General features: G+C 66.2%; 19 protein-coding genes. 7 read left to right on the top strand and 12 right to left on the bottom strand.

Annotated features, from left to right (window positions below; all coding sequences use genetic code 11):
- Positions 1-21 precede the first annotated feature (21 nt).
- Complete coding sequence (locus ABD866_RS02980; protein WP_345061000.1) at positions 22-924, top strand: SMP-30/gluconolactonase/LRE family protein; 903 nt, start codon at positions 22-24, stop codon at positions 922-924.
- Between the two features lie 47 nt (positions 925-971).
- Here the strand turns inward: ABD866_RS02980 and pgi are convergent, their stop codons facing one another.
- The gene (gene pgi, locus ABD866_RS02975; protein WP_345060999.1) at positions 972-2,531 is read right to left on the bottom strand and encodes a glucose-6-phosphate isomerase; all 1,560 of its coding nucleotides are present in this window, start codon (positions 2,529-2,531) and stop codon (positions 972-974) included.
- Positions 2,532-2,712: 181 nt separating this feature from the next.
- Here pgi and zwf point away from each other — a divergent pair, with 181 nt between their 5' ends.
- A complete protein-coding gene (zwf, locus tag ABD866_RS02970) occupies positions 2,713-4,167 on the top strand; it encodes a glucose-6-phosphate dehydrogenase (protein WP_345060998.1) in 1,455 nt (484 codons plus the stop codon).
- A gap of 51 nt (positions 4,168-4,218) precedes the next feature.
- Here zwf and gloA2 read toward each other — a convergent pair whose 3' ends face one another.
- The 7 genes from gloA2 to ABD866_RS02935 form a co-directional block, all read right to left on the bottom strand.
- Positions 4,219-4,653, bottom strand: a complete 435-nt coding sequence (gene gloA2 / locus ABD866_RS02965; RefSeq protein ID WP_345060997.1) for an SMU1112c/YaeR family gloxylase I-like metalloprotein — start codon at positions 4,651-4,653, stop codon at positions 4,219-4,221.
- On the bottom strand, positions 4,650-5,627 hold the full coding sequence (gene glk / locus ABD866_RS02960; RefSeq protein ID WP_345061024.1) for a glucokinase: 978 nt from the start codon (positions 5,625-5,627) through the stop codon (positions 4,650-4,652). Before glk ends, gloA2 begins: the two co-directional genes overlap by 4 nt.
- 56 nt (positions 5,628-5,683) lie before the next feature.
- Positions 5,684-6,745 carry an ABC transporter ATP-binding protein gene (locus ABD866_RS02955; RefSeq protein WP_345060996.1) on the bottom strand — a complete coding sequence of 354 codons (1,062 nt, stop codon included), beginning with the start codon at positions 6,743-6,745 and terminating at the stop codon, positions 5,684-5,686.
- Between the two features lie 6 nt (positions 6,746-6,751).
- A complete protein-coding gene (locus tag ABD866_RS02950) occupies positions 6,752-7,624 on the bottom strand; it encodes a carbohydrate ABC transporter permease (protein ID WP_345060995.1) in 873 nt (290 codons plus the stop codon).
- Positions 7,614-8,492 (bottom strand): carbohydrate ABC transporter permease, encoded by an 879-nt coding sequence (locus ABD866_RS02945; protein WP_345060994.1) that lies wholly within the window; start codon positions 8,490-8,492, stop codon positions 7,614-7,616. Before ABD866_RS02945 ends, ABD866_RS02950 begins: the two co-directional genes overlap by 11 nt.
- Positions 8,493-8,595: 103 nt before the next feature.
- Complete coding sequence (locus ABD866_RS02940; protein WP_345060993.1) at positions 8,596-9,783, bottom strand: carbohydrate porin; 1,188 nt, start codon at positions 9,781-9,783, stop codon at positions 8,596-8,598.
- Between the two features lie 13 nt (positions 9,784-9,796).
- Positions 9,797-11,047, bottom strand: coding sequence for an ABC transporter substrate-binding protein (locus tag ABD866_RS02935; RefSeq protein WP_345060992.1), 1,251 nt, complete (start codon positions 11,045-11,047; stop codon positions 9,797-9,799).
- A gap of 158 nt (positions 11,048-11,205) precedes the next feature.
- Here ABD866_RS02935 and ABD866_RS02930 point away from each other — a divergent pair, with 158 nt between their 5' ends.
- Positions 11,206-11,913, top strand: a complete 708-nt coding sequence (locus ABD866_RS02930; protein WP_345060991.1) for a response regulator transcription factor — start codon at positions 11,206-11,208, stop codon at positions 11,911-11,913.
- Between the two features lie 5 nt (positions 11,914-11,918).
- A complete protein-coding gene (locus ABD866_RS02925; RefSeq protein WP_345060990.1) occupies positions 11,919-13,325 on the top strand; it encodes a sensor histidine kinase in 1,407 nt (468 codons plus the stop codon).
- A 30-nt stretch (positions 13,326-13,355) separates the two neighbouring features.
- Here ABD866_RS02925 and tal read toward each other — a convergent pair whose 3' ends face one another.
- From tal to ABD866_RS02905, 4 genes are read right to left on the bottom strand one after another with little or no spacing between them, the layout of a single operon-like run.
- Positions 13,356-14,303: a transaldolase gene (tal, locus tag ABD866_RS02920; protein WP_345060989.1), complete on the bottom strand. Its 948-nt coding sequence runs from the start codon at positions 14,301-14,303 to the stop codon at positions 13,356-13,358.
- A gap of 48 nt (positions 14,304-14,351) precedes the next feature.
- Entirely contained in the window at positions 14,352-15,407 is a 1,056-nt protein-coding gene (locus tag ABD866_RS02915) for an ABC transporter ATP-binding protein (RefSeq protein WP_345060988.1), read from the bottom strand.
- Between the two features lie 39 nt (positions 15,408-15,446).
- Positions 15,447-17,642 (bottom strand): ABC transporter permease, encoded by a 2,196-nt coding sequence (locus tag ABD866_RS02910; protein ID WP_345060987.1) that lies wholly within the window; start codon positions 17,640-17,642, stop codon positions 15,447-15,449.
- A gap of 20 nt (positions 17,643-17,662) precedes the next feature.
- Positions 17,663-18,676, bottom strand: coding sequence for an ABC transporter substrate-binding protein (locus tag ABD866_RS02905; RefSeq protein ID WP_345061023.1), 1,014 nt, complete (start codon positions 18,674-18,676; stop codon positions 17,663-17,665).
- Positions 18,677-18,932: 256 nt separating this feature from the next.
- Here ABD866_RS02905 and ABD866_RS02900 point away from each other — a divergent pair, with 256 nt between their 5' ends.
- The 3 genes from ABD866_RS02900 to ABD866_RS02890 all read left to right on the top strand — a co-directional run bounded on the left by ABD866_RS02900 (position 18,933) and on the right by ABD866_RS02890 (position 21,308).
- Positions 18,933-19,778 (top strand): MurR/RpiR family transcriptional regulator, encoded by an 846-nt coding sequence (locus ABD866_RS02900; RefSeq protein WP_345060986.1) that lies wholly within the window; start codon positions 18,933-18,935, stop codon positions 19,776-19,778.
- Between the two features lie 82 nt (positions 19,779-19,860).
- The gene (locus ABD866_RS02895; RefSeq protein WP_345060985.1) at positions 19,861-20,502 is read left to right on the top strand and encodes a hypothetical protein; all 642 of its coding nucleotides are present in this window, start codon (positions 19,861-19,863) and stop codon (positions 20,500-20,502) included.
- Positions 20,503-20,555: 53 nt separating this feature from the next.
- On the top strand, positions 20,556-21,308 hold the full coding sequence (locus ABD866_RS02890; protein WP_345060984.1) for a hypothetical protein: 753 nt from the start codon (positions 20,556-20,558) through the stop codon (positions 21,306-21,308).
- Positions 21,309-21,414: the final 106 nt, after the last annotated feature.

Genomic DNA, 21,414 nt, shown 5'->3' with positions numbered 1-21,414 from the left:
ATAACACCCCTGGAGCAAGCCATGTCCCTGCACGTTCTGCCCGTTCCCCCCAGCCGGCTCGGCGAATCGCCGTTCTGGCATCCTGATGAGCAGACGCTGTATTGGTGCGACATTCAAGGACAGAAGGTGTGGGCGTGGCGTCCGGACGGCGGACCGCTGCGCCATTGGGACCTGCCCGCCGAACCCGGTTGTTGCGCCCCAACCGACCAGGGAAATTTGGTAATTGGGTTACGCGACGGCTTTTACCGACTCAACCCCCACCACGGGCAACTCACGCGCCTGGCCCTGCTGGACCACGACACCCGCGACCTGCGCCTGAACGACGGCCGCTGCGACAGCCACGGGCGCTTCTGGGCCGGCTCGGTCTACGCGCCCAAGACCGCCCCGCTCGCCTCGCTGTGGTGCCTGCGCGCCACCCCCACGGGCTATGCCGTGCAGCGCATGGCGGGTGGCAACCTCACAGCCAACGGATTGGCCTTCAGCCCGGACGACCGCTGGATGTACTGGGCCAACACGCCTGCGCACCGCATCGACCGCTTCGAGTGGAACGCAGCCACCGGCACCCTGGGCGAGCGCACGCCCTGGAAGCAGTTCGAGCCTCGCACCGAAGGCCAGCCCTATGGCGGCCGCCCCGATGGCGCCGCAGTGGATGCGGAAGGCCATTATTGGGTGGCCATGTACGAGGGCGCCTGCATCCTGCGCCTGCGCCCAGACGGCAGCGTCGCCCAGCAGATCGACACCCCCGTGCTCTATCCCACCATGGTGTGCTTCGGCGGCCCGGATCTGCGCACGCTGTATGTCACCTCGGCCATGGGCAATGCCCAAGCGCCACTGCCCGGCACCCAGGTGGCCCCGGGCTCGCTGCTGCAGATGCGGGTGGATGTGCCCGGCCTGCCCGTGCAGCGCTTCCGCGAGGCCGCCTGAGGGCGTGCCCTCCCCCAAAAAACTTGCGACCCCTCGGGCACCCCGCTTCAGGCCGCGCGCATGCGCTGCAGCAGGCCCGCGGTGGAGGGGTCCAGCCCCGCCACATCGCCACTGGCCAGCCGCGGCTCCAGGTCGCGCGCCAGCACCTTGCCAAGCTCGACCCCCCACTGGTCGAAGCTATTGATGCCCCAGACCGCACCGGATACAAACACCCGGTGCTCATAGAGCGCTACCAAGGCCCCCAATGCGCCCGGCGTGAGCGCATCGAGCAACAGGAAGGTGCTTGGCCGGTTGCCAGGGAAATGCCGGTGGCCATCGGCCTGCGTACGGCCCAGCATCAGCGCCTGCGCCTGCGCCAAAGCGTTGGCCAGCAGTTGGGCGTGGTGCCCGGGCAAAGCGTGCGTGGCCCGGCGCACCGCCATGATTTCGAGCGGCACGATGTCAGTGCCCTGGTGCAGCATCTGGAAGAACGCATGCTGCCCATTGGTGCCGGGCTCGCCCCACAGCACCGGCGCGGTGCTGTACGGAACCGGCTGCCCGGCCATGTCCACGCGCTTGCCGTTGCTCTCCATCTCCAGCTGCTGCAAATAGGCTGGCAGGCGGCGCAGCCCGGCGTGGTACGGCGCAATGCAGCGGCTGCCAAAGCCCATGAAGTTGCGATACCACACATCCAGCAGACCCAGGCGAACCGGCAGATTGCGCGCCAGCGGCGCCAGCCGGAAGTGCTCGTCCATGGCAAACGCACCGGCCAGCATCTCGCGGAAGGCGGCTGCGCCGATGGCAATCGCCAGCGGCAGCCCAATGGCGGACCAGAGCGAGTACCGCCCCCCGACCCAGTCCCAAAAGCCAAAGGTGGTGGTGATGCCCAGCGCCGCTGCGCCCTCGATGTTGGTGGTGAGGGCGGCAAAGTGACGCGCCACATCCTGCCCGCCCTGGGCCTGAAACCATGCCAGCGCAGAACGCGCATTGGTCATGGTCTCGACCGTGGTGAACGTCTTGGAGGCAATCAGGAACAGCGTGTGCTGCGCCTGCAAACCGGCCAGCACCGCAGCCAGTTCGTGCCCGTCCACGTTGGAGACGAAATGCAGTCGCCGACCGGGAGCGCGCTGGGCCTCCAGCGCAAGCACCGCCATTTGCGGCCCCAGGTCGGACCCGCCGATGCCGATGTGCACGACATCGGTGATGGCCGCGTCAGCGCGCACCCGCTCGGCATAGGCCAGCATGGCGTCCAGTGTGTCGTGCACGCGCTCGAGGTCTGCTGCCACCCCGGGCAGGTCGCCGGGCAGGGCCAGCCCCCGCGGCCTGCGCAGCAGCGTGTGCAGCACGGCGCGCTGCTCGGTCTGGTTGATGGCCGCGCCGCGCAACATGGCATCGCGCTGCTGCGGCACCCCACACTCCTCGGCCAGGCGCTGCAACAAGGTCTCGGTCTCGGCCGTCCAGAGATTTTTGGAAAGGTCGGCAAAGCACAGCGGTGCCTGTTGGCTGAGCGCATCGAAACGGTGCGGGTCCGACGCAAAGGCGGTACGCAAATCGAACGCATCACCCAGCCGGCTGCGGTGGGCATGGAGCAGGGGCCAGGCGACAGTCTGGTCGCAACGGGTGGGCATGGTGGTCACGGTAGAGATGGTACGGAATCCCAAATGGTAACCAAGTTACCTATCGATAGAGAAATAACACATCGCAGAGCGCAGAAAATCTCTTTTGCCATCAACAAATGTGCCGCAATAAAGTAACCTGATTACAATTACGCCTCGCGGCACTTGACCGCGAATATCTGGTGGAGACCCCATGAGCTTCGATCTCGTCCTGTTTGGCGGCACTGGCGACCTGGCCTGGCGCAAACTCATGCCGGCGCTGTTCCAGGCCTTCCGGCACGGCACCCTGCCCGATGGCGGTCGCATTCTGTGCGTCGCGCGGGACAATCTCAGCGACGCCCAGTACCGCGCGCTTATCCAGAGCCGCTTTGACGCGGTCGAACTGGCCAAACGCCCCAGCCCGGAAGAGTTCGAGCGCTTTGCGGCCCTGCTGCACTACCTGCGCATGGACCTGTCGCAAGCCGCCGACTACGAGCGTCTGGCCACAGTGCTGCGCGAGCGCGGGGCGGAGTCGGTGGTCATGTACGTGGCCACGGCCCCCAGCCTGTTTACCACCGTGTGCGAGCAGATCGCTGCCGTGGGCCTGAACGGCCCGAGCACCCGGGTGGTGCTCGAAAAGCCCCTGGGCCACGACCTCGCCTCCAATCGCGCCATCAATGCGACCCTCTCCCGCGTACTGCGCGAAGAGCAGGTGTTCCGCATCGACCACTATCTGGGCAAGCCGTCGGTGCAGAACCTGTTTGCACTGCGCTTTGGCAACGCCCTGTTTGAGCCTCTGTGGCGGCGCGAGACCATTGCCAACATCCAGATCACCATCGCCGAAGAACTGGGGGTGGAAAGCCGCGGCGCGTTCTACGACCAGACGGGCGCGCTGCGCGACATGGTGCAGAACCATGCACTGCAACTGCTGTGCGCCATCGGCATGGAGCCGCCCATCAACGCCACGGCCGATGCCATCCGCGACGAAAAGCTCAAGGTACTGCAGTCGCTGCGCCCTTGGACGCCAGAGACCATTGCCCAGCAGGTGGTACGCGGCCGCTACGCTGCCGGGTCGGTACATGGCCACAGCGTGCCCGGCTACCTGCAGGAAAAAGGCGTAGCCACCGACAGCCAGACCGAAACCTTCGTGGCCCTGCGCACAGAGATCTGCAACTGGCGCTGGGCCGGCGTGCCGTTCTACATCCGCACGGGCAAGCGGCTGGCAGGGCGCGATGCGCACATCGCAATCCACTTCCGGCCTGTACCGCACCCCATCTTCAAGACCCATGGCAGCACTGCCAACCGGCTGGTCATCCACCTGCAGCCCAAGGACGGCCTGGAGCTGCACCTGCTGGCACAAGGGGCTGCGCAGCACCAGACGGAGCCTGCGCTGTCGCCCGTACACCTGAACCTCGACTTCGACCAGCGCTTTGGCACCGAGCGGGTGGGGGCCTATGAACGTCTGCTGCTGGACGTGATCGCGGGCCGCCTGAACCTGTTCGTGCGCAGCGACGAGCAGGAAGAGGCATGGCGGTGGGTCGAGCCCATCTTGCAAGCCTGGCGTAACGACCCTGCCGGCCCCCGGCCATACGCCGCTGGCAGTTGGGGACCTGGTGCGGCCAGCGCGATGATTGCACGCGACGGTCATTGCTGGAGCGAGGAACTCTGAGGCGCTTGCACCGTTCCCCTGTCGGGAGCGGTGCAGGTTCGACATGGAAGCTCAGGGGAGTGGGTCGGCGGGAACCGACTCGACCAATTCGATCGGCAGATCGTCGGGATCCCGGATGAACGTGAAACGGGCCCCCGTGAAGGGATCGACGCGCACCGGCTCTGCCTCTACTGCATGTGCCTGCAGCCATCGCAGCGTGCCGTCCAGACTGGCCACGCGCAGCGCCCAGTGCCTCAGGCCACAGGCCTCGGGCAGCGTGATCCGCGGCGGTGTCTGCGGAAAGCTGAACAGCTCCAGCTGGGTGCCACCCGGCACTGCGAGATCGAGCTTCCACGACTGGCGTTCTTCGCGGTAGTGCTCGTTCAGCACAGCCAGGCCCAGCACCTGGGTGTAGAAATGGCGAGAGCGGTTGTAATCCGAGGCGATCACGGCCACATGGTGGACGCCCACCACGCCTATGCCGCCCGCGGTGGGCGGCGCGCTCATGCGGGGTCTCCCAGACCGTCTAGAGCGCGTGCCACGCCCTGCAGTGCCGGTGTGGCCGTCGGGTCGATGACCCAGCAGGGAATTGAGGCCAGATACTCGCGAAACCGGCCCTTGGCCTCAAAGCGTTCGCGGAAGGACGACTGGGCGAACCAGGACCCAAGCCGCGGCACGAGGCCGCCTCCGATGTACACCCCTCCACGCGCGCCTAGCGTGAGCGCGAGATTGCCTGCCACCGAACCCAGAAATCCGCACAAGAGATCAAGCGCCTGCAACGCCAGCGGATCGCCCTGCTGCAAGGCCAGGGCCGTGACCTCGGCGGGCGCACTGACCTCGACACCACCCTGCCCTTCGACCTCGCGCAGCGCGTGGTACAGGTCCACCAGTCCAGGTCCCGAGACAGCACGTTCGGCCGAGACATGGCCATAGCGACGCTGCAACACCTGCAACACCGCGAATTCGAGCGCTGTGTGCACCGGCAGGCTCACATGCCCCCCTTCACCAGCCAGTGGCACCCCCAGATCGGAGCCCGGAGGAAACACCAGCCCTGACACTCCGAGCCCGGTACCTGGCCCCAGCAGTCCGATGGCCGCGCCGGGAACCGCCGTACCGCCGCCCGCAGGGTGCAGTTGCGCCGCGGTCAGCAGCGGCAGCGCCAACGCCAGCGCAGTGAAATCGTTGATGACCAGCAAGCGCCTGCAGCCCAGTGCTTCGCGCAGTCCCGCCTGCGAAAAACTCCAGTGGTGGTTCGTCATGCGCACCACATCGCCGGTGACCGGGTTGGCAATGCCCATGCCGACTTCCGGTGGAACCGGCACACCGAGGGCGTCCAGATAGCAACGGATCGCCCCCTCCACGGTGGCGTGGTCGGCGCATTGCAGCACCCGGGTATCGCGGGGCGGCTCGCCCGCAGCGGCCTGCCAGGCCAGACGGATGTTGGTGCCGCCTATGTCGGCCAACAGACGCAGGGGGGTCACCATGCCTTCACTCCACAAATGCACAAATGCAGACGCCCCTGGGGGGCGCTTCAGACTCACGCAACGCGCAACTCGGTGCCCGCGTCAAACCAATGCGCATGGCCGGGCGCAACCCCCAGGCCCACGGCATCGCCAGGCCGGGCCGTGGTGGACGCATCGGTGCGCATCGTCACGCTGCCAGCCTGCGTGTCCACCACCACATAGGTGTCAGGGCCTGTGGGCTCGACCACACTGACGGTACCACGCCAAGGTGAGGCAGCGTCGAACAGCAGATGCTCGGGACGAACGCCCAGCAAAAGCTCGGACGAAGCGCTGGGCGTGGGCAGCCTGAGCTCGGCACCGCTGAGCAGAAAGCTGCCGCCGGTCGCGGCGCCGCGCACGAGGTTCATGGTAGGCGAGCCGATGAAAGTCGCCACATACGTGTTGGCGGGGCGGCGATAGATATCGTCGGGCGTACCCAGTTGCTGCACCACACCACCCTTCATCACCGCGATGCGCGAGCCCAGGGTCATGGCTTCGACCTGATCGTGCGTGACATAGACACTGGTGATCCCGCTGGCCTGGTGCAGGCGCTTGATCTCCGCCCGCATCTCCACGCGCAGCTTGGCATCGAGGTTAGACAACGGTTCGTCGAACAGGAAGAGTTGCGGATGCCGCGCCAGGGCCCGCCCCATGGCCACACGCTGGCGCTGTCCGCCCGAGAGCTGACTGGGCCGGCGGTCGAGCAGGTGCTCGATCTGGAGCATGGAAGCGACCTCCTGGATGCGCGCAGCGCGCTCTGCCTTAGGCATCTTGCGCATCTCCAGGGCAAATCCAATGTTGTCGGCCACGCTCATGGTGGGGTACAGCGCATAGCTCTGGAACACCATGGCGATGTCGCGATCGCGCGGGGGCATGCCCACCACGTTCTTGCCGCCAATGCGCACTTCGCCCTCGGTGGGGTTGTCGAGGCCGGCAATGATGTTGAGCAAGGTGGATTTGCCGCAACCGGACGGACCCACCAGGATCAGGAACTCGCCTGGCGCGACGTGGATGTCCACCTTGCGAAGCACTTCGACACTCTTGTCGCCCTTGCCGAAGCGCTTGTTGATGCCTGCAATCTCCAGAGAGGATGCCATGATGATTTATCCCTTCACGGCGCCGGCCGTCAGCCCGCGCACAAAAAACTTACCCGCCAGCACATAGATCACCATCGTGGGCAGGCCCGCGATGATGGCGGCGGCCATGTCGACGTTGTAGGCCTTCACGCTGCTGGAGGTGTTGGCTAGGTTGTTGAGGCCCACGGTCACGGGCTTGGAGTCGGTGCCGGAGAACACCACGCCGAACAGAAAGTCGTTCCAGATGTTGGTGAACTGCCAGATCAGGGTGACCATCACGATGGGCGTGGACAGCGGAAACACAATGCGCCAGAAGATCTGCCAGAAACCTGCGCCGTCCATGCGCGCGGCATGCACCAGCTCGGCCGGAATGGCGCTGTAGTAGTTGCGGAAGAACAAGGTGGTGCCCGCAAGACCTGCCAGGCAGTGCACCAGCACCAGCCCAGCGATCGAACTCGAAAGCCCCAGCCAGCCGAGCACCTGGCTCATGGGCAGCAGTACGACCTGGAAGGGCATGAACACGCCGAACAGCAGCAGGCCGAAAAGCACATCGCTACCGCGGAACTTCCACAGGCTCAGCACATAGCCGTTGAGCGCGCCCCAGACGGTGGAGATCAGCACGGCCGGCACAGTCATGACCACAGAGTTCCAGAAGAAGGGCTGAAGCCCTTGGCAGTCCACTCCCGTACAGGCACTGGACCACGCGGTCTTCCAGGCGCTCCAGTCCAGCGTGGCGGGCAAGGCCAGCAGGGAGGTGCTGCGAATCTGCTCGGCATCCTTGAATGCGGTGACGAGCATCGCGTACAGCGGCAGCAGAAAGAACGCCGCGGCGAGCAACAGCACCGCATGGATGGCGACGCGCGAGGCAATGTGGCCGAAGGCCAGAGGCTTAGCGGTCATGGGGCTTGCTCCGCAGTTCGCTGTAGAGATAGGGCACCACAAGCGCGGCCACGGTGGCCAGCATCATGGTGGCGCTTGCGGCGCCCAGGCCAATCTGGCCGCGCGAGAAAGACATGGTGTACATGAACGTAGCAGGCACATCGGTGGCAAAACCTGGCCCACCGGCCGTCAGGGCCATGACCAGATCGAAACTCTTGATCGCCAGGTGCGACAGCACCATCAGAGTGGAAAAGAACACCGGGCGCAGTGCGGGCAGCACGATGCGCCAGTAGATGCGCGGCAGCGATGCGCCGTCGACCTGGGCAGCCTTGATGATGCTGTCGTCAATGCCACGCAGGCCCGCAAGAAAGAGCGCCATGGCAAAGCCGGCGCTCTGCCAGATGCCTGCAATGACCACGCAGTAGATGGCCATGTCGGTGTCGACCAGCCAGCCCAGTTCGAAGCTCTCGAATCCCCAGTCGCGCACCACCTTTTCCAGGCCCATGCCGGGATTGAGCAGCCATTTCCAGGCGGTGCCCGTCACCACAAACGACAGTGCCATCGGGTAGAGATAGATCGTGCGCAGCGCGCCTTCGGCCCGGATCTTCTGGTCCAGCAGCACCGCCAGCAGCACGCCGATCGCCAGCGAGCCCCCGACGTATCCGACACCAAACACCCCCAGGTTGCGCAACGCCACCCACCATCGGTCCATGCCCCACAGACGCTCGTACTGGGCCAGGCCCACCCATTCGTAGTTGGGCAGCATCCGCGATGCCGAAAAGCTGAGCACGCCGTTCCAGACCATCAGGCCATAGATGAAAGCAAAGCCCAGCACAAAGGCGGGTGCCACGACGATGCGTGGCAGCCAGTGTTCAAACGAATTCTTCATGGGCACGTCGCCAGGGGTTTGGTGGGGTCATGTCGGGCACAGGAAAAAAGGGGGGCGCTGTGGCCCCCCAAGGTGCGAATGTTGGCCTTGGAGTAACTCGGCTTTACCACCAGACTTCGTATTGCACGCCCACCAGCGTGCGCGAGGTCTTGCCATTCGCGCCAAACGTGGACGCATTGGCCTGTGCGGCCGCCTGGTTCCAATTGGCCTTGGTCACATACAGACGCAGTTCAGGGCGCGACCAGAAGTCTTCGGACATGGCAATAGCCGCGGCCAGCGTGACCTTGCTCAGGCGCTGGTCTGGTCCGGTCGAGCTCTTGCGGGTGGTCGTCGACAGTTCGGCAATGCCCTTCACATTCTTGTGGAAGGCATACGAGCCGCGACCGCCAAGCGAGAAGTCCTTGGTGGTGGCACTGGTCAGTTCGTCTTTGTTGGTCTGGTAGGCGATCAGCGCCTGGCCACCAAAGCGGCCACTCTGCCAGTTCACGGCGTCTGCAATACGGGTCACGCGCTTGCCAGCGCTGGTCGGGCTCAGGCCTTCAAACTGGCCATCGATGCGTGCATGGCCTTGCGAGGTCTGCAGGAACAGCGAGTTGCTCATGCCGGGCAGCAGAAAGTCCTTCTGGTTGTGCAGCAGCGACAGACCAGAGCCCGAACCGCCCTTCGCCAGACCGCTGCCGTCCACGGCGGTCAACAGCACCCGCAGCGTGCCGCCGGGGTTGGTGGCGATCTCGGACAGGTCAGCGTTGATCCGGCGAGCCTTCACACCCTTGGGCAGCGAGCTGTCGAACTTGTCGGCCGTGAAGATGCCCAGACCCAGCTTGCCGATCCCCACCGGGATGTCGGTCACGCCAGCACCCTGGCTGTCGCCATAGCCCATGAGGAAGTTGTCCACGATGTGCACATCCTGGATACGCAGGCGGCGCTGGCCCGCCCAGAACTTGGCATCTGGCATGAAGGACAGACCCGACACCTCGACGAACGCTTGCTCCGTGCTGATGTCGCCGCTGCCCCACTTGGCGGGCATGTAGTTGACCTTCCAGCGGGCACCGCCGACTTCGAAAGTGCGGGCAAAGTTCACTTCGATGCCGTTGTCGCCTTCGTTGCCAAGGCGGAACTTCTGCAGGTCGCCGCCCAGAGACAGGCCACCCTTGACGCCATCCGAGTAGCCGAATACCGGACCACCGCGGGAATAACCGTTGAATTCAAAGCCTGCCACTTCCATGGCAAGCGCTCCATTCGCGCATGCGGCGGCCAAAGCCACCGCCGTGAGGCGGGCTTTCGTGATCATGAGGGGGAACTCCTTACTTGTTTTTCGCGGCGGCCGCGATCTTCTTCATGGCGTCAGCGACGCTGACCTTGTCGTCATTCCAGAACTGGCTGACCACATCCTTGATGGCTCCTTCGGCGGCGGGCGCGATGGCCATACCGTGCGCCACGCTGGGCACAAGACCACCCGACTTGGCGGTGTCCGAGAAGTCCTTGCTCGACAGCTTGGCGCAGTCGTCGAACTTGTCCATCTTCTGACCTGTGCGCACCGGGATCGAGCCCTTGTTGAGGTTGAACACCTCCTGGAGCTCAGAGCTCATGATGGCGCTGGCCAGATCGCTTTGCGCCTTCTGCGCACCAGCGTCCTTGAGCTTGAACAGAATGAACGAGTCCACGTTGAAGGTGAACGCATTGGCCGTACCCGGCGCAGCAGCGCACAGGAAGTCCTTGCCCGGAGCCTTGCCGGCGGCGATGAACTCGCCCTTGGCCCAATCGCCCATCAGTTGGAAGCCTGCCTTGCCCTGAATCAGCATGGCGGTGGCAAGGTTCCAGTCGCGACCCGGAGCTGCGGGGTCGGTGTAGCTCTTGATACGGCGGAAGGTCTCCAGAGACTTCTTCATCGTGTCGCTGGTGAGCGCCTTGTCATCCAGGCGCACCATGGCGTCCTGATAGAACTTGGGACCACCCACGCCCAACACCACCGACTCGAAGGTGGTGAAGTCCTGCCAGTTCTGGCCGCCATGCGCCACAGGGATCAGTCCTGCTGCCTTGAGCTTGTCGGCTGCGGCAAAGAACTCGTCCCAGTTCTTGGGCATGGCCGACACGCCGGCCTTTTTCAGCGCATCGCTGCTGGCCCACAGCCAGTTCACGCGGTGCACGTTGACGGGGGCGGCCACATAGCTGCCCTTGTACTTCATGACATCCGCCACAACCTTCGGCAGGGCCTCGTCCCACTTTTCCGCGCGGGCCAGTGCGTCCATGTTGGCCAGCACGCCCTCGGCAGCCCACTCCTGAATGGCAGGACCTTTGACCTGCGCCGCCGAAGGTGGATTGCCCGAGATCACGCGGCTCTTGAGCACCGTCATGGCACTGTCGCCACCGCCGCCGGCCACGGCGAAGTCACGCCATGTGTGCCCTTTGGACTGCATGATCTTCTTGAGCTCGGCCGCCGAACGCGCCTGGCCGCCCGAAGTCCAGTAGTGCAGAACCTCGACCTCCCCTGCGCTCGCAGACAGCGCTGCCGCCAGCCCAATCGCCGCGACGGCGACGTGTGTCAACTTCCCCATACCTATGCCTCCTGATGTCATGAAACCGATGAAGCGCTGTCATCGAGCGCAGCCGTTAATTTAATTACAATAATTAAAGTTCAGATCAGGGCTTACCCTGAGCCCGTGGCAGGCAGCCCACACAAGCCGCTCCAGAGTGCTTTGTTATGCTCAATCGCATGGCCACGTTACTGATCGTTGAAGACGACGCCTTGCTGCGCGACGCCCTGGCGGGACAACTGGGCCCGCTGGGCTGGGACATTGCAACTGCCACCAATGTCGAGCAAGCCCGCAGCGCACTACAGAACCAGGCCGTTGACGGCGTGATTCTGGATCTGGGCCTGCCCGGTGGCGACGGCCTGGATGTTCTGACTTGGGCGCGCGCGCACATCTCCGGCCTGCCGGTGCTCATTCTCACCGCACGCGACGGCATTGAGGACCGCGTACGCGGCCTCAACAGTGGTGCTGACGACTACCTCACCAAGCCCTTCGACATGCTGGAACTGCAAGCCCGCGTGCAGGCCATGCTGCGCCGCGCGCGGCAACCCGCGTTCCAGCAGGCCAACGCTGGGCCCAGCACCACCGTGGGTGAACTGCAGCTCGACCACGGGCTTCGCCAGGCCACCCTGGGCGGGGAGCCGCTGGACCTGACGCAACGCGAGTGGGAGCTTCTGGAGCTGCTGGTGCACCGTGCGGGCGAAGTGGTCACCCGCGACGACGTGCTGGCGGCATGGCACGCCAGCCCACCAGAGCCTGGTCAGAGCAGTGCAGCCCTCAACTCCAACGCGCTGGAGGTGTACGTGCACCGCCTGCGCAAAAAACTCGACGCATCGCCGCTGAGCATCCGCAACATCCGCGGGCTCGGCTACATGCTCGAAAAGCCCTGACGGTCATGCGGCCGGTTGCTGGCGTCTCGCTGCAGCGCAAACTGCTGCTGTGGCTGCTGCTCCCACAGCTTGTGCTGTGGCTGTCGGGCGGTTTTCTGGCTTGGCGCATCGCGCTGCAAAACGGCGAAAAAGGCATCGACCAGACACTGACCCAGTCGGTGCGTGCCCTGGCCCGGCAGATCAAGCCCATCGGCGACGGCCTGCTGGTGGATTTTCCGAAAGCGGCACAGGACATCCTCGAACAGGACCCGACCGATCGCATCACCTACATGGTGTCCTCGCCCCCAGGCCGCTTCCTGCTGGGCAACGCCCAGCTGCCGCCGCCGCCGGTACTCGACATCCGCCTGGGCGAGCCACTGCTCTACCACGCACGCCTGGACGAGCGCGCCGTGCGCGTGGCGCTGCTTGAAGTGGATTACGGCAGCGAGCCCGCACGCCAGCGCCTGCGTGTGCAGGTGGCCCAGAGCCTCACGGTACGCGAGCGCATTGCGCAGGAGTTGCTCGAACAGATGGTGCTTCCGATGGGCCTGATGGGTCTGGCACTCAGCGCACTGGTGTACGCAGGCGTGCTGCGCGGCCTGCAACCGCTCAAGCGCCTGGAGGCCCAGATCGAGCGCGCGGGACAGCGGCGTCCCGTCGAAGGCGATCCCCTACCCCCCATCGAGCTCACTTCTGCACCGCAGGAAGTGCACTCGCTGGCCAGCACCATCAACCGCCTGCTCGACGCCGTGGCACGCGGCCAGCGCAAGGAAAAGCGCTTTCTCAACGATGCGGCCCACCAGTTGCGCACCCCGCTGGCCGGGCTGATCGCCCAGACCGAGCTGGCACTGCAGGAGAGCCACGAACCGCAGGTGCGCGAACGGCTGCAAAAGGTGCTGGCTGGGGCGCAACGCAGCGCCCACCTGGTACACCAGCTGCTGCAGCTTGCACGCTCGGAGTCCCATGTGCCCATGGAGGCTCTGGATCTGCCCACGCTGGCCCGTGACGTGGCCCGGGAGTGGGCCCGCCGCGCGGTGGCGCACGGCATGGACCTCGGCTACGAAGGAGAGGAGACAGCCTTGGTATGCGGCAACGCCCTGCTGCTGCGCGAGGCCTTGAACAACCTTATCGACAACGCACTGCACTATGCTGGCCAGGGCGCCACGGTGACCGTGCGCGTCGAACGGGACACCGAATCACCGCGTACCGTGCTGCTGCTGGTGGAAGACGACGGCCCCGGCGTTGCGCCGCCGCATCTGGCCGAGATGTTCGGGCGTTTCTGGCGAGGTTCAGACCAGCCAGGCGGCTGCGGCCTGGGTCTGTCGATCGTGGAAGAAGTGGCGCTGCGCCATGAAGGCCGCACGGTGGCCGAACCTGTGCGGCCGCACGGCCTGCGGGTAGGCCTACGGCTGCCGCTTATGCCGCAGGCCTGAGGCCTGCAGCGCACACCGGAGCCGACTGGCTCAGGCCGCGTGGATCAGTTGCTCCAGCTTCACAGCGTCCACCGCAAACGCGCGAATGCCCTCGGCCAGTTTCTCCGTGGCCATGGCGTCCTCGTTGAGGGCGTAGCGGAATGCGGGCTCGTCCAGTTCGATCTTGCGCAGATCCAGCATGCGGGCGGCCTCGGCGTCGAGCCTGCGGGCGACGGGCGCGTCAGACGCCGCAAGCTGGGCCAACAGATCCGGGGCGATGGTCAGCAGGTCGCATCCGGCCAGCGCCGTGATCTGCCCCACGTTGCGGAAGCTCGCGCCCATGACCTCGGTGGCAATGCCGAAGCGCTTGTAGTACTGATAGATCTGCGTGACCGACTGCACGCCCGGGTCGTTCTCTCCCGCACGCGCGGCTTCGTCCCAGGACGCGCCGGCCTGCTTTTTGTACCAGTCGTAGATGCGGCCCACAAAGGGTGAGATCAGCTGCACCTTGGCCTGGCCGCAGGCCACGGCCTGGCAGAACGAGAACAGCAGCGTGAGGTTGGTGTGAATGCCCCGGCGCTCCAGTTGCTGCGCGGCCTGGATGCCCTCCCAAGTGGCGGCAATCTTGATGAGCACGCGATCGATGTGCACGCCCTCGGCCTGGTACAGCTCGATGATGCGTTCGGCCCGCGTCACGGTGGCACTGGTGTCAAAGCTCAAACGGGCGTCCACTTCGGTGGACACCCGGCCCGGAATGGTGGCCAGGATTTCGCAGCCAAAACGCACCAGCAAGCGGTCGATCACCTCATCCATCGGGCGGCCGCGCCAGCGGTCCACCGTGGCCTGCAGCAGCGGCGCATATTCAGGCTTTTGCACCGCCTTGAGGATGAGGGACGGATTGGTGGTCGCATCGCGCGGCTGGAATTGCGCAAGCTGCTTAAAGTCGCCGGTATCGGCAACCACCGTGGTGAACTGTTTGAGGGCGTCGAGCTGGTTCATGGCCGCATTATCGGCCCAGGGGTGCGCGGCCTTCGATGCCCCCACCCGTCAGGCCGCCTGCACCACGGACACGCCGTGCGTACCCAGTGCCAGCCGGGTCTCGCAGCCCACCGGCAGATCTGCCTCGCTGCGTGGCGCCACCACGAACAACGCGCCCAAGGCCGTGTCGAAGCTGTATTCGTACACCGACCCCAGATAGGCCCGTTTGCGCAGCGTGGCGGGCAGGCCATCGGCCCCGGCGCCGATGCGCCACGCCTCGGGCCGCACCGCCACCTGCACCGGCCCGGGGGCGACCGCGTGGCGCGGGGTCAGAACCAAGGGGCCGAGCGCCACCGTACCGTCGGCGCGGGCCTCGGCCGGAAACAGCATGGCCTCGCCCATGAAGCCCGCCACAAAAGCGCTGCGCGGGGTTTCGTACAGGTCCTCGGGGCTGCCGCTTTGCGCAATGTCGCCCTGGTGCATGACGATGATCTGGTCGCTCACCGCCAGCGCTTCGCTCTGGTCATGTGTCACGTAGGCCACCGTGAGGCCTAGACGCTGCTGCAGGCTGCGGATTTCCTCGCGCATTTCGCGGCGCAGGCGTGCGTCGAGGTTGGACAGCGGCTCATCGAACAGCAGCACCTCGGGCTCGAGCACCAGCGCCCGCGCCAAGGCCACCCGCTGCTGCTGACCGCCCGACAGCTCCGACGGCATGCGCGCATCCAAGCCCACCAGACCCACGCCGCGCAAGGCTTCCACGGCCTTGTCGCGCGCCGGGGCAGGCGCCTGGCCCGACATGCGCAGGCCGTACATCACGTTTTCGAGCACGCTCATGTGCGGGAACAGTGCGTAGCTCTGGAACATCATGCTCACGTTGCGCTGGGCCGGGCCCAGGGTGGTCACATTGCGCCCGCCGATCCAGATCTCGCCCGAAGTCGGCGATTCCAGTCCCGCGATCATGCGCAGCGTGGTCGTCTTGCCGCAGCCCGAAGGCCCGAGGATGGTGGTGAGGGTGCCCCGCGGCACCTCGAAGCTGATGCCTTTGACCACCAGTGGGGCCGACGGGTCGGTGCCATAGCGCTTGGTGACGTTGCGAAACGCAATGCCGGGGGCGTTGGTGTGCATGGAAGTCTCTCTCGAATGCGGACGGAAAGCGCCACGTCCTCAGCCGCCGCGGCGGCCCAGGCGGCGCTCGCCCACCACCCACTGGATGAGCGCAATGGCCAGCGACATCAGGGCGATCAGCACCGTGCAGTACGCAAGCGCCACGCCATAGTCGCCATTGCCCACGCGGCCGATGATGTAGGTGGTGGCGAGTTCGTACTCGGCCGTGACCAGGAAGATGACCGCGCTGACAGTGGTGATGGCGCGCACGAAGCTGTACACCAGCGCCGCCACCACGGCGGGCTTGAGCAGCGGCAGTACCACATGGCGTAGGGTCTGCACGCTGCCTGCACGCAGCATCAGCGAGGCCTCGTCGAGCGAGCGGTCCAGCTGCTTGAACGCCGCAGTGCCGGCCCGCACGCCCACCGGCAGGTTGCGGAACATGAAGCACAGCACGATGATGAGCGCGGTGCCGGTCAGCTCAAACGGCGGCACATTGAACGCCAGGATGTAGCTCACCCCCAGCACCGTGCCCGGAATGGCAAACGCCAGCAAGGCCGAGAACTCGAAGCCTCCCTGCCCCCGGAATTCGGTGCGCGCCAGCAGCCAGGCAATCGTCAAGCCCACCGCCGCGGTCAGCGGTGCGGCCCAGGCCGCCAACTGCACGGTGGTGAAAAACGAATTCCACGCCGTGCCCGCCCACACGATGCCGAACGCGCCCCACTCCACCGCAAAAGCCGTGCGGAAGTGCTGCAGCGTGAGCGTGTAGTCGCGTCCCCAGGTCTGCACAAAACCACCGGCCAGGGCAAACAGGTACACCAGCAGGGTAAAGGCCATCCACGGCAGGGCTACGCCCTGCACCACGCGCCGCACCAGCGGTGGCAGCGGCATGGCAAGCCCAGCGTCGCCCTTGCCCGACACGGTGGTGTAGTTCTGCCGACCCAGCAGCCCGCGCTGCAGCGCAAAGACGGCCAATGCAAAAGCCGTGAGCACCCAAGCCAGCGACGCCGCCCGCCCCTGGTCGTACTGCGCGCCCACGATGGCAAAGAAGATCTCGGTAGAGAGCACCGAGAACTGCCCACCCACCACGATGGGATTGCCAAAGTCGGCCATGCTTTCGATGAAGCCCACCAGGAACGCATTGGCCAGCCCGGGCTTGAGCAATGGCAGCGTGACGGTGGTGAAAGTGCGCAGCGGGCTCGCACGCAAGGTCTGCGCTGCCTCTTCGAGGCTGGGGGCCACGCCCTGTACCACGCCCCGCATGATCATGAAAGCGATCGGCGTGAAGGCAAAGGTTTGCGCCACCCACACCCCGAACCAGCCATAGAACCAGCGCGTGGGGGGAATGCCAAACGCCCATTCGAGAAACTGGTTGAACAGCCCCGCACGCCCGAACAGCAAGATGAGCCCCAGCCCCACCACGAACGGCGGCGTGATGATGGGCAGCAGCGCCAGCACATTGAGCGGCCGCGCATAGCGGCGCGAGCTGCGCTCGGCCATCAGCGCCATGCAGGTACCCAGCAGCGTGGTGCTGGTGGCCGTCATCAGGCCCAAGAACAGCGTGTTCCACGCCACGCCGCAGCGCTGGCCGCCAGCCAGGCATCCCAGGCCGAAGTTGCGCTCCGACGCCACGCGCTCCCACAGCAGCGCCGGGGCCCACAGGCCGTCTTCGCTGAACAGCGCAGCGCTCAGCGCCTTGAGCACCGGAAACACGATGAACAACAGCAGCAGGCTGCCGCAGGCCAGCACCGCCGCGGCCACAAACAGGTCGCCCTTGAAGAAGCCACGCCGCGCAAAACCGAAGGCCGTGAGCACCAGCAAGGCCGACAACACCACGAACGCGCCCCAACCCATGCCGGGCTGGCGCATGGGCAGCTCGCCCCAGGCGGCATTCAGCCATTCCCACGCCCAGCCGCGCGCGCCAATCGCAAAGCCGCTGCCCAGCAGCACCAGCAGGCCCAGGCCGCCCGCAGCCAACAGCCAGGCCCCCTGGCGGCGACTGGCCGGTAGCAGCGCGGCCCAGGCGGCCATGGCCAGCGCCGCCGGGCCCGCCCACAGCCAGGGGCGGCCATACCACCCGGCATGCAGCAGCGCGTTGCCCGCAGGCTCATCGCTCCACACCCGGGCCACGGCGCGCAGGCCGTTCATGTCCTGCAGCGCGTACCAAGGCAACAACAGGCAGCCCAGCCAGCCCAGCGCCACCCAGGCCCAGACGGCGCGGTTGACCGATGCAGCGGGCCGAAAGGCCTGCGGCAAGGCAGTGCCAGCGGAGCCCATCAGCGCGGCGCGTTCTGGACTTCTTTTTCCCAGCGCGCAATCAGGCGGCGGCGCTCGGCACTCGCACCGTACTTGGCGTAGTCGTAGTTGATGAGCTTGATCTTGGACGGATCCGTCATGCGCGGGTCTTTGGGCACCTGCGTGTTGCTGGGCAACTGAAACTGCTTGGCCGCCAGGCCAAACTGTTGCCCCCCGGGCGTGAGCGCCCATTCGTAGAACTTCTTGGCGGCTTCCGTGTTCGGGCCGTTTCTCACGATGCTCATGGACCCCACCTCGGCACCCGTGCCTTCAGAGGGCGTGGCCGAGCCCACCGGGAAGCCGTTGACGGCCTCGGTGGTCACATCGTGCACAAAGCTCACCGACACCGTGGTCTCACCCCGCGCCGCCGCCTTGACCGGGGCCGTGCCCGAGCGCGTGTAGGTGCTCACGTTGCCATGCAGGGCCTTGAGGTAGTCGAAGGCCTTTTCTTCGCCCATGAGCTGTACCAGCGTGGCGATCATCGTGTAGGCCGTGCCGCTGGAGGCCGGGTTGGCCATCTGCACCTCGCCCTTGAATTCAGGCTTGAGCAGGTCGGCCCACGACTGCGGCGGATTGAGCTTGCGCTTGGCCAGCAGTTCCTTGTTGAAGCCAAAGCCCAGCGGGCCCAGGTACACGCCCACGGTGCGGTACTTGGAGTCGGCTGCCTGCTTTTGTGCCCAGCCGTGCAGCTGGGGCAGCTGCGGCGACTTGTATTCGAGCGTCAGGCCCTGCTCGGCCGCCTGCAGGTGCGGGTCGCCCGTACCGCCGAACCAGATGTCGGTCTTGGGGTTCGCGCGTTCGGCGTTGAGCTGGGCCAGTGCCTCACCCGAGCCTTTGGCCGTCATGTTGACCTTGGTGCCCGTGGTCTTGCTGTACACGGTGGCCATGAGGTTGCACCACTCGGCCTGCACCGAGCAGATGATGTTGACCTGGCCCTGGGCCCACGCTGCCGAGGCCGCCAGGGCCAGGGCAGAACCGACGAACATGCGGCGCATCATCGACGTCTCCTGAAAAGTGCGTGTTATTGGATTACCCCGCCATCGTACGCCGGTACAACCCCACCCGGCCCCGGGGAAATCACCCAAGCCTGATTTCACCGGGCTTGCGCGCCTGCGCATGCGCCGCGAGGGCGAAACGGGGTTACATTGCGGTTTCATCCGTCCCGCCTGCCCATGCCCTTCGTGACGCACCCGTCCCGCCCGACTGCAGCCCGCTGCCCTGCCCTGGCCTTTGGCACACCCGAGGTGCCGCATGCTTGAGCGCATCACCGCCTCGCTGCCGTCGCTGGCCCCGGCCGAGCAGCGCGTGGCCCGGCTGGTGCTGGCCGATCCGCGCAGCTTTGCGCGACTGCCCGTGCGCGAGCTGGCCGAGCGCGCCCATGTGAGCAAGCCCACCGTGGTGCGCTTTTGCCGCAGCATGGGCTACGACGGCCTGGCCGACTTCAAGCTCAAACTGGCGGGCAGCGTCAGCGAGGGCGTGCCCTTCATCCACCGCAGCGTGGACGCCGATGACAAAACCGGCGACGTGCTCGTCAAGGTGGTGGACAACGCCGTGGCCGCCTTCCTGCAGTACCGCAACGCCGCCAGCACCGTGGCGCTGGAGCGCGCGGCCGAGGCCATCGCCGCCACCTGGAAGACCGGCAAGCGCATCGAGTTCTACGGCGCCGGCAACTCGGGCTTTGTGGCGCAGGACGCGCAGCACAAATTCTTTCGCCTCGGCGTCACCTCGATTGCCACCAGCGACGGCCACATCCAGGTGATGAGCGCCACGCTGCTCGGCCCGGGCGACTGCGTGGTGATCATCTCCAATTCGGGCCGCACGCGCGACCTGATGGACGCCGCCGACATTGCGCGCAAGAACGGCGCGACCACCATCGCCATCACGGCCAGCGGCTCGCCCCTGGCCAGCACCTGCCACGTGCACCTGGCGGCCGATCATCCCGAGGGCTACGACCGCTACAGCCCCATGGTCTCGCGCCTGCTGCATCTGCTGATCATCGACGTGCTGGCCACCTGCGTGGCGCTGCGCATCGGCTCGTCGCTGCAGCCGGTGCTGCAGCAAATGAAGGAAAACCTGCGGGCCAAGCGCTACGCCTGAGCGCACCCACCCGGGCTTGTGCAGCGTGCTCGCAAAAGCTTCTCGCCGCAGCCCCGCGTCTGCCCACCCTGCCCCAGCTGCCATGCACCCTTTCGCACCCCTGGCGTTCGTCGCGGTGGGCCTGACCTTCGCCAGTACCGCCCCCGCGCAACCGGCCGTGTTCGCCAGCCCGGCGGCCGCTCTGGCGGCCCTGTTTCCGCAGCAGACGTTTGTTGAATGGACGTCCACCCAGGGCGACTGGAATGGCGACGGCCTGCGCGACCTGGCGCTGATTGCCAACGAGCAGAACGGGCCACCCGACCGGCAGATGGAGTTTCGCCTCGTCGTGCTGGCTGGCCGTGGCGATGGGCGCTACACGCTGCTGTCGGCCTCATCGCGCTACTGCAAGGCACAGAAGTTCTTCAACCTTGATGCCAAGGGCCCCTCGCTGTACGCCACCGCGGTGGACAAGGCCGAGGGTGACGACCTGGGCTCCACCACGCTGCAGTTTCGCTTCAACCCGCGCCGAGGCGACTTCGAACTGCTCGGCAAGGAAAGCGTCTGGACGGCACAAGGCCGGGTGGAGGGCCGCAGCAGCGTCAACTACCTGGCGGGCCGACTGGTGCGCCACGAACGCACCGCGGGTCGCCTCAAGGTGGCCGAAGACAAGCGGTTTGCCGTGCCGGCCCTGCCCGCGCTTCAGGGCTTTGATTGCGATACCTACGAGTCAGGGGGCCTGCCGTGAGCCCGCGCAGGCTCGGCGGGGCATGGCAGTGGGTCGGACCGCTGTGTGCGCTGATGTCAGCACTGGGATGGACCCTGCCTGCCGTTGCGGGCTCGCCTAGCGAGAGCCACGTCGCGCGGCCGGGCTTGTTCTTTGCGTGGCTGGTCCCGCAAGGCGACCCGGTGGTCGTGCGCTTTGACGACCCAGCCCTGCTGCGGCAACTGGTGCAGCACTGCAACGCGGGCAAATCCGTGGTCGCGCTGCAAACGGGCATCCGCTACCCGTGCACGGCCGAGGCTTTCAAGACCCCGACTGGCGATACCGACGCGCAGACCGCGGGCATCACCGTGCTGGCTCCGGCACGCCAGAGCGACCGCTGGGAGCACGCGCTGTTCTCGCTGGCGCCGCCCGCCACGCCCCGGTGGGACGTGCGCCCTCTGAAGCCTGATGCGCGCACGGCGCTGCAAGCCTACCTGCAGGCCCAGCCGCAGCGCTTTGCCTGGCTGCAACCCACCTTGCAATGGAGCGCAGCCGTGGCCGTACGTCAGCCCGGCGCGGAAGCCGCGCGCGAGACGCTGGTCGTTCCGGGCCGGACGGTGCGCAAGCCCGAGGTCTTCTACCAGGCCCAGCGGCACCACGTCTTTGTGCGCGACCAGGGCACGCACGCCTACCTGGGCGAAGTGCCCGGCACCCCCGGCAGCTATGTGGACGTGGACGGCAGCGACCTCCCGGGGCTGGTGGTGTCTGAAGGCTGCGACGGCTGGTGCATCAGCCTCTGGAGCCTCAGGGGCGGGCTGCGGCCCATCGGGCGCTTCGGCGGACACTGACGAGCGCGGAGGTACCGCCGCACTGGTCGGCAGATTGGCGGGTTGGCGGGGAAAGGAACTGCGCGGCGGGATGCACGCATCCTGAACACCGAACGCTATGATTTTG

It is taken from the genome of Acidovorax lacteus (assembly GCF_039540375.1).
Lineage (GTDB): Bacteria > Pseudomonadota > Gammaproteobacteria > Burkholderiales > Burkholderiaceae_C > Acidovorax_G > Acidovorax_G lacteus.
Note: the sequence above shows the minus strand (reverse complement) of the source record. Positions and strands in the feature narration are given on the sequence as shown.